The sequence below is a fragment of the Parahoeflea alexandrii genome (genome assembly GCF_027214025.1).
Classification (GTDB): Bacteria; Pseudomonadota; Alphaproteobacteria; order Rhizobiales; family Rhizobiaceae; genus Hoeflea; species Hoeflea alexandrii_A.
The window spans coordinates 23934-32059 of the sequence record NZ_JAPWHB010000014.1; the positions used below are offsets into that span (position 1 = coordinate 23934).

General features: G+C 60.4%; 6 protein-coding genes and 2 pseudogenes. 3 read left to right on the forward strand and 5 right to left on the reverse strand.

Going from position 1 to position 8126, the window contains the following annotated elements:
* Window positions 1-99 precede the first annotated feature (99 nt).
* The 4 genes from O4H62_RS25710 to O4H62_RS25725 all read right to left on the reverse strand — a co-directional run bounded on the left by O4H62_RS25710 (window position 100) and on the right by O4H62_RS25725 (window position 5102).
* Window positions 100-1674, reverse strand: coding sequence for an ABC transporter substrate-binding protein (locus O4H62_RS25710; protein WP_269391747.1), 1575 nt, complete (start codon window positions 1672-1674; stop codon window positions 100-102).
* 217 nt (window positions 1675-1891) lie between these two features.
* Window positions 1892-2605, reverse strand: coding sequence for an SDR family NAD(P)-dependent oxidoreductase (locus O4H62_RS25715; protein ID WP_269391748.1), 714 nt, complete (start codon window positions 2603-2605; stop codon window positions 1892-1894).
* 41 nt (window positions 2606-2646) lie between these two features.
* Window positions 2647-3810, reverse strand: a complete 1164-nt coding sequence (locus tag O4H62_RS25720; RefSeq protein ID WP_269391749.1) for an NAD(P)/FAD-dependent oxidoreductase — start codon at window positions 3808-3810, stop codon at window positions 2647-2649.
* The gene (locus O4H62_RS25725; RefSeq protein ID WP_269391750.1) at window positions 3807-5102 is read right to left on the reverse strand and encodes an NAD(P)/FAD-dependent oxidoreductase; all 1296 of its coding nucleotides are present in this window, start codon (window positions 5100-5102) and stop codon (window positions 3807-3809) included. Before O4H62_RS25725 ends, O4H62_RS25720 begins: the two co-directional genes overlap by 4 nt.
* A gap of 105 nt (window positions 5103-5207) precedes the next feature.
* Between O4H62_RS25725 and O4H62_RS25730 the strand changes: the two genes are divergently transcribed.
* The 3 genes and pseudogenes from O4H62_RS25730 to O4H62_RS25745 all read left to right on the forward strand — a co-directional run bounded on the left by O4H62_RS25730 (window position 5208) and on the right by O4H62_RS25745 (window position 7911).
* On the forward strand, window positions 5208-6101 hold the full coding sequence (locus tag O4H62_RS25730) for a LysR family transcriptional regulator (RefSeq protein ID WP_269391751.1): 894 nt from the start codon (window positions 5208-5210) through the stop codon (window positions 6099-6101).
* A gap of 444 nt (window positions 6102-6545) precedes the next feature.
* A pseudogene (locus O4H62_RS25740) lies at window positions 6546-6724 on the forward strand (IS3 family transposase); the annotation flags it as partial.
* 57 nt (window positions 6725-6781) lie between these two features.
* Window positions 6782-7911 (forward strand): IS3 family transposase gene (locus O4H62_RS25745; protein ID WP_269391752.1). Its coding sequence is split into 2 segments (ribosomal slippage): window positions 6782-7010 and window positions 7010-7911, totalling 1131 coding nucleotides; the frame shifts between segments, so codons are not numbered across the junction.
* 34 nt (window positions 7912-7945) lie between these two features.
* Here O4H62_RS25745 and O4H62_RS25750 read toward each other — a convergent pair.
* A pseudogene (locus O4H62_RS25750) lies at window positions 7946-8047 on the reverse strand (SMC-Scp complex subunit ScpB); the annotation flags it as partial.
* Window positions 8048-8126: the final 79 nt, after the last annotated feature.

An 8126-nucleotide genomic window follows, 5' to 3' on the forward strand; every position in this document is an offset into this window, starting at 1 on the left:
ACCTTCCTGCCGGTTGCCCCGCCCTCAGCGGGAGGGGCAATTTGCGACATCAATCGGAATGCCCGGGGCGGCATAGTGGCCGCCCCGGTTCGTCCGATTTTACTTGATGAAGTGGGTGTTCTCGGTGACCGGCGGTCCGAGGCTCAGCGAACCGATCAGCTCATACCCCAGATCCAGGTTGGTCTTGGTCGCCCAGATCTGAAGGTTTTCGTAGATCGGAACACCGCAAACTTCGTTCATGATCTTTTCCTGGGCGGTCTTCCAGAGCTGCTTCTGCTTCTCCATGTCCTGCTCGACACGAGCTTCCTCGATTTCCTTGTCAGCCACCGCACAGTGCGAGAAGTTGGTGATACCCGTCGGTGTGCCGACGGTGCTGGCGGAATGGAAGAATTGCGTCAGGTAGGTGTCGGCAACCGGGAAGCGGGCGGCCGAGTAATGCACGATCTGGCTCAAATCCTTGCGGATCTGGGCATGGAAAGTTGCATGTTCGACGACTTCCATGTCGAGCATGATGCCGGCTTCGGCAAGCTGGGCCTGGAACACTTCCATGGTGCCGAGCATGCCCGGCAGCGCCGTGTGGATCACCTTCAGGGTAACGCCATCCGGATAACCGGCTTCGGCGAGCAGTGCCTTGGCGCCGGAAATGTCATGCTTGGGCATAAGGGCGCTCATGTCGGCGGAACCGAGATACCCCTGCGGCACCACCGACTTGGCGATGCGTGTCACGTCGCGACCCTTGAAATCCATGAACTGCTCACGGTCAACCGCCATGGCGATCGCCTGACGGACACGGATATCATCAAGCGGCTTGGAGGTGATGTTGAGAGACATCACCGACATTTCCGCCGGCTCCATCACATGCACGACGGCACCTTCAATCTGCTTGGTGCGTTCGACCCAGGTCTGGTCCTGCTTGCCGTAGAGCATGTCAAGCTCGCCGGACTGGAAGGCCAGGTCACGCGCGGAATCCGACGGTACATACTGATAGCTGATGCCATCAAGCTGCGGCTTGCCACGGAAATAGTCCGGGTTGGCAACCAGCATCAAGCTCTGCTGTGGCTTGTATTCGCCATACATGAACGGGCCTGTGCCGATCGGGCGCTTCTGGAAGTCTTCGCCCATTTCTTCAGCGGCTTTCATGCAGACGATGTTGCCGCCATGATAATTGCTCAGCACTCCGAGCAGGCTCGGGATCGGGTTCTTGAGCACGATGTTGACGGTGTAGGGATCGACCGCCTCGACCTTGTCGAAGGCCGCGAAATCGCCGGCGAAGCTCGAGCGGTTCGGGTCGGCGGCGCGATTGAGCGAATAGACAATGTCAGCCGAAGTCAGTTCGCCATAGCCGTGATGGCACTGCACGCCCTTGCGCAGGTGGAAGGTCCAGTCGAGGCCGTCCGCGCTGGTTTCCCAGCTCTCGGCCAGATCCGGCTCAACGGATTCGGGCGACGCGGTGCCGGGCTTCAGCCGAACCAGGCCGTTGAACATCCAACCGAATACCGCCTTGTCGATGGTAGTGGCCGAAAGATGTGGATCGAGACGACCGGCATCCGGTGCGGCGATGCCGACATTGAGAATGTTGGTGTCGGGTCCTGCGGAGGCAATATTGGTGGTTCCGGCAAACACTGCCAGTCCCCCTGCGAGCATCAGGCTCGCTGTTATCATTCTGTGCTTCATGTCTGTTCTCCCTTGTTATAGACGTCAGGCCATGACGGCGTCGCAGCCTCTCCCGATGCACCGCCACCCCCGTTCCACTGTCTGTCAGTGTCATCGGGCAACCGGCGGAATTCTTGAAGCCTTGTCAGGCGCGACGCTCCGTCGTTGCGGTGCCGCGTATCCTTTGGCTTGATTTCTGTTTTATCCTTCTTTTCGTTCGTGCCGGTTTCACAACCGGCTATAGAGTGTCTTCAAGCCGACAATTGACCAGCATTTCAGCCATTGCGGCAGTGTTAGGCAGTGCGATCGCGGTTGCAGCCAGCTCTGCCAGGTCCGCGGCGTCGATCATCTCGTCCCGGCTGACCTTTGTCACGTCGGCGGTCAGGTCAGTGGCCACGAAGCCGGGGCACAGGGCGGTGGCTCGAACTCCGTCTGCCCAACCGATGCGGCGTATCCCGTGTGTTAGCGCCAAAAGCGCGTGCTTGGTCATGCTATAGGCAATGTTATCGTTGCGCACGCGTTTTCCCGACAGCGAAGCCAGATTGACAACCCGGCCCGAGCCAGACGTCCTAAGATGTGGCAGGCAGGCGCGGGTCAGAAACAGCGGTCCCTTGACATTGATGCCCCAGAGAAGGTCGAGCTCGGCCTCATCGCCCTCTTCGATAGAGAAGGTATTGGACGTGCCGGCATTGTTGACCAGCGCGTCGAGCCGTCCGAACCGGTCGATGGTGGTGGCGAGCCAGTCGGCGTGGCTGCCGCGGTCCGCAGCATCGTAGCGGGCGCAAATGAGCCGCTCGCCGGCCTGAGCTTTCAGAACCGCCCGCAGTGCGTCCACGTCCCGGGCGCCGGCGCTGACGACATAGCCTTTGGCGTGCAGGGTCTTGGCAATCGCCATGCCGATGCCGCGGCTGGCGCCGGAAATCATGACAACTCGGCCTTTCGGGTCGATCAATTCCTGTCCCTCATCTGTTCACCTCGCCCCTGTCCCGCCGGTCATCCGTGCAGGGTTAAAACCGCCTCTGTTGTGTTGTTGCCGGCAAACCGGTCGAACCTGAAGGCATCCAGCGCCAGGCGCGGTGTGCGCCCCAATGCCAGGTCGGCCGCCAGCGGCCCCGTGACCGGACCAATGCCGAAGCCATGGCCGGAAAAGCCAGCGGCAACGATCAGATTTTCATACCCCGGCACATGATCGATCACCGGCAATGCGTCGGGCGTAAGATCCAGAATCCCGCCCCAGAAACCTTCGATTTCGGCATCGGCGAACGCCGGCAGCACTTCGCTGATCCGGACAATGGTCTCCATCACGCGGCGCATCAGCGGTCGCGCCACCGGCCTGCCGTCGACAAGTTCGATCTCGCCGGTCCAGTCCTGCGCGCCACTGGTCACCCGCAGCCGGCCCGAGATTTCCTGTCGCGCCGCCATGTCGGCGTTGGCCACACCCAGCACCGGCTTGAGCTGGAATGCTTGCGGCGTGGTGCGCAGCACCGTGACAATCGGACGGCGCAGCGGGATGGAATGGCCCAGTGGTTCAAGGATCGAATTTGCATGAATGCCTGGGGCCGCCAGCACCGCACCGGCTGAAATCGTGCGTTTATCGGTACGCACGCCGGTGATGCGCCCGCCCTCGCTGATCAGGTTGCAGATACTTTCTCCCATCGAGGCGCGGGCGCCCAAACACGTGGCTTTCTCGAGATAGGCCGTGACAGTTGCCACCGGATCGGCGTGGCCATCGGTTGGACACCACGAGGCGGCACGCACCAGCGGCGCCAGCGCTGGTGCAATCTCAAGAATGGCATCACGGTCGGTGAGAAGTGTCAGGTCGAGGCCGGCTGCGCGCTGGTTTTCCACCAGTATTCGCAAGGTTTCGACTTCAGCGGCATTGCGCGCCAGCCGCAGATTGCCATCCTGGCGATAGCCGGTCTCGGCGCCAAGCCTGACGGCAAGCTCCGGCCATTGCGCCACTGCAGCCAGAGCGAGTGGAAGTTCCGATGGATGGCGTCCAGATTGACGCACTCCGGCAAGGGTCCAGCCCGAGGCCATGGCAGCCGGGCCGTAACGATCAACGATCTCGACAGTGGCGCCGGCTTCCACCAGCTCCAGCGCCGCCGCCACTCCGGTAATGCCGGCTCCGATGACGAGGACATCGGGCGCGCTCATGCCGCCGCCTTCCGGTTGAACCGCGCCAGAGCAAAATTGGAGGCGTCGACCAGCATGTTTTCACCAAGCACCCGTTGTGCCGCCATCAGTCCGACGCCCGGGCCGATGCCGAAGCCATGGCCGGACAGGCCGGTGGCGAGCACCAGACCTTGCCAGCCCGGCGGGCTATCGATTACCGGCAGCTCGTCGGGCATGACGTCGATCAGGCCGCCCCAGGTCTCGGCGACAGTCACGTCCGCAAGCTGCGGATGGAGAACCTTCGCATCGCTCAGCACGCGAGCGAGCAGTTTCTTATCGGGCTCGGGGTCCATCACACGAACGCGCTCGAAAGGGCTGGTTTCGTCGGCTTTCCAGCGGGCTCTGCCCAGCGGACCGAAGAACTCCGAACCGGCACGGATTTTCATGATTCGCCAGCGCTCCCTGATGATCGGAAGGAAGGCGGCAAAGTGGTGGAAGGCAGCCGGAATCAACTGAAATTCTGCCGCGCCGCTGCGTGCGACGGTGTAGCCGCCATCCTGGCGGCGGCGCAACGAGGCGCGCTCTGAACCAACTGTGCCGGAGATGAATTCCGGGGCGACCGAGGTCCTCATGACCGAGGATTTGACCGCCAGCTGCGGCAGGTCGAGATCAAGATTTTCCAGGAAAGTCCGTGACCAGACGCCACCCGCGAGGATGACGGATTCGCAGGCGATCTCGCCGCGCTCAGTGACCACGCTGCGGACATTGCCGGCTTCCCGCTCAATCAGCCGGACGGCACAATTGTCCAGGATAGTTGCCCCCAACTCCGCCGCCCGCCGCGCCATGGCAGGCACTGCCAGACGGGGTTCGGCGGTGGCATCCGACGGGGTGTGAAGCGCTCCCTTGAACCGCTTTCCGGTTCGTCCGAGCAAGGCGTCGGTTTCCGATGGCGACAACAGCGTGGAATCGAGCTGGAAATGCTTTGTCTTGTCGAGCCAGTCCTGATGCCGGGCGATGTCGGCATCGGTCTCGCAGAGATAAGTGGTGCCGCGCACGCCGTAACCGATGTCACTGTCGAGCTCGGATACGATGCGCGACCACAGCCGGGCGCTTTCGATCATCAGTGGCAATTCGCGCTCGTCGCGGCTGGCCTTGCGGATCCAGCCCCAGTTGCGCGATGACTGCTCGCCAGCAATTTGGCCTTTTTCGCACAACACGACGGGCACGCCGCGCTCGGCCAGGAACAGCGCTGCCGTCACTCCGACAATGCCACCGCCAATTACGACGACACTCGTCTTGAGAGGGAAGCTCTGATCAGCGCTTCTGGTGTGCACATAAGTCTCCTTGGGCAATCAAGTGCTGATTGCCAGTCAACGGCGACGGTTGCTATAAGGCAAATAAATTTTTGTTCCGCGATTATGTGAAAAGGTTATACTCTCATGTTGAGTCAACGCTCCCTGGAGGCATTCCGCGCCGTCATGCGCACCGGAACGGTGTCTGGCGGGGCCGAGGAGTTGCGGATCTCCCAGCCGGCCGCCAGCCGGCTGATCCGGGAACTGGAGGAAAAAACCGGACTCAGACTGTTCACCCGCCATGGCAGCCGGGTAGTCGCAACCCACGAAGCGCATGAGTTCTGGATCGAAGTGGAGCGCAGCTTTACCGGGCTCGGACACATTGAACGCGCCGCGCAACAGATCAGGAGCGGTCAGCGGGCAACCCTCACGATTGCGGCTGCCCCCGCACTTGCTTACACAGCCCTCCCCGAAGCCGTGGCGCGTCTGCAGGCGCGACGGCCGGGCTTCAGGGCGGAGTTTCTGTCGATGACGACACTGCCGGTGGTTCGACAGGTGGCGCTCAGACAATGCCAGATCGGCTTCGGGGTGCTGACCCAGCACAAGCTTGAGATCGACGTCGTCAAGACCGGTTCGCTGGCCTATCGCTTCATTGCCGCAGCCGGCCACCCGCTCCAGGAAAAGGACGCGATCTGTGCCGAAGATTTGGCAGGTCTCGATTTTGTCGGCTTCGTCGATTCGACCATGACCGGCCGCTTGTTCGACCAGCGCTTTGCCCGAATGCGGAAACCGCCCTTGGTCAAGCTGCGCAGCTATCTGTCCAATGTCATATCCGCGCTCGTCATCCGTAGCCTCGGTGTCGGCATCGTTGATCCGTTTACTGCGGAAGTTCATGTCCAGCTCGGCGGTATCTCCCGGCCGTGGCTGGGCGAGGAACGCTTTGACTATTCGGTCATCAAGCCGCTCGGCGAGAAACTTAGCTCTGAATGCGAGGGACTGGTCACTGTGTTCGAGGACTTGGCTGACCTGCACCGGGGCTAATTGAGCGATCGGACTAAAAGGGCTGCGACGGCACGGGCCCTTCTGTATTCCACCCTCCAACCGAGAGACTTGCGACATGCTCGGTAGAACTATTGCATCCAATTTGCATAACGTTGATGACTTGATCAGCCAGCGGCCCATTCGCATCTTTGATGCTGCTGGCTATGTGAGCGGCGGTGCAAACCTTGCAACGGCAGCGCCGGGATACCCCCGGCGCGGGTGAGCAGACCCACTTGATGTCACCACTTTATGTGCGGCCGTATGTGAAGGTGCACAAGACAGATGACCACGACGCGAGGCCATTTCCGAAGCGGCAAGCCGGCCCACGATGAGCTTCGTGACAGTAAAGTCGGCAGCACAATTGGACCTGCAGGCTTTGCACCGGATTGAGCCTCCCCCTTTGAAGTGGTCCGCCCCTATGTTTAGGAAGACGGAGGACCGGAGATGGCGATTAAGAGACCGAAGCCCGAAGAGATTGTCGTGAAGTTGCGGCAGGTTGAAGTTCTGATGGGGCAAGGCATGCCCCGTATTGACACGATCCGTCGGATTGGCGTGACTGAACAAACCTATTATCGCTGGGAGAATAATACGGCGGAATGGACACAGAACAACTCAAGGAACTGAATAGCCCCTAGATTTCTGGACACCTTCTTCCCTAGATTTGAGGCAAGGAGGCCATGATGGGGTCTGGCAATTTCAGTGATGATTTTAAGCGCGATGCAGTCGCACAGATTACCGAGCGGGGTTATCCCGTTGCGGAGGTTTCCAAACGGCTCGGCGTGAGCCCTCACTCGCTCTATGCTTGGAAGAAGAAGTTCTCGAAGCCTTCGGGATCGGGCGATGCGGATCAATCAGCTGAGATCCGGCGACTGAAGAAGGAACTGGCGCGCGTCACCGAGGAGCGCGACATCTTAAGAAAAGCCACCGCGTATTTCGCCAAGGATGCAAAGTGAGATACGCGTTCATTGCCGAGCATCGCCAGCAGTTCACGGTTCGGGCGATGTGCCGTTGCCTGCGTATGCGACCCAGCGGTTTCTACGCCTGGCTGAAGAACCCGCTGAGCAAGAGGGCGTTGGAGGATGCACGTCAGACGGAGCTCATCAGCGATGCCTGGAAGGAAAGCGGCAGGGTCTATGGCTACCGCAAGCTTCATGACGACCTTCTCGATCAGGGGGAGACCAGTTGTGCCAACCGCATTGCTCGCCTCGCGAGGCTTGCAGGGATCAAGGCGCAGATCGGCTACAAGCGACGGCCCGGCTCCTATGGCGGCAGGCCCTCGATCATGGTCGACAATACCTTGGCTCGCCAGTTCGATGTGGAGGCCCCGGACAGGGCGTGGGTGACCGACATCACCTACATCAGGACCCAGGAAGGCTTTGCCTATCTGGCCGTGGTGATCGATCTGTTCTCCCGTCGAGTCATCGGCTGGTCAATGCAGAGCCGCCAGACAACCGACGTCGTGTTGCAGGCGTTGCTCATGGCTGTGTGGCGTCGAAAGCCCAAGAGCAAGGTCCTGATCCATTCCGATCAGGGCTCCCAGTTCACCAGCATGGACTGGGTGGCATTTCTCAAGCATCACAATCTTGAGCATTCGATGAGCCGACGAGGGAATTGCCACGACAACGCTGTGGCAGAAAGCTTCTTCAATCTGCTCAAGCGTGAACGGATACGGCGCAGAACCTATCGAACACGCCAAGAGGCAAGGCAGGACGTGTTCGACTACATCGAAATGTTCTATAACCCAAAACGGAAGCACGTCAGGAACGGGATGCTGTCACCCGTCGAGTTCGAACGGCAGCAGGAAATGTAACCCGAGGGTGTCCACGAAACTCGGGGCTATTCACTGATCGAGTTCGGTGTTGCCAACCACCGGCAACCGAAACCAGTTCATAGGGCCGGGAACGAAGTTCCTCGCGCAGATCTTCAATCAGTAGATCAATGCTGCAATGGGAGCGGGAAAAAGGTGGGGGTAAGAACCTTCATGTAATCGAGTCCTTTTCTGGAAAGGGCACTCGGTTATGGGAC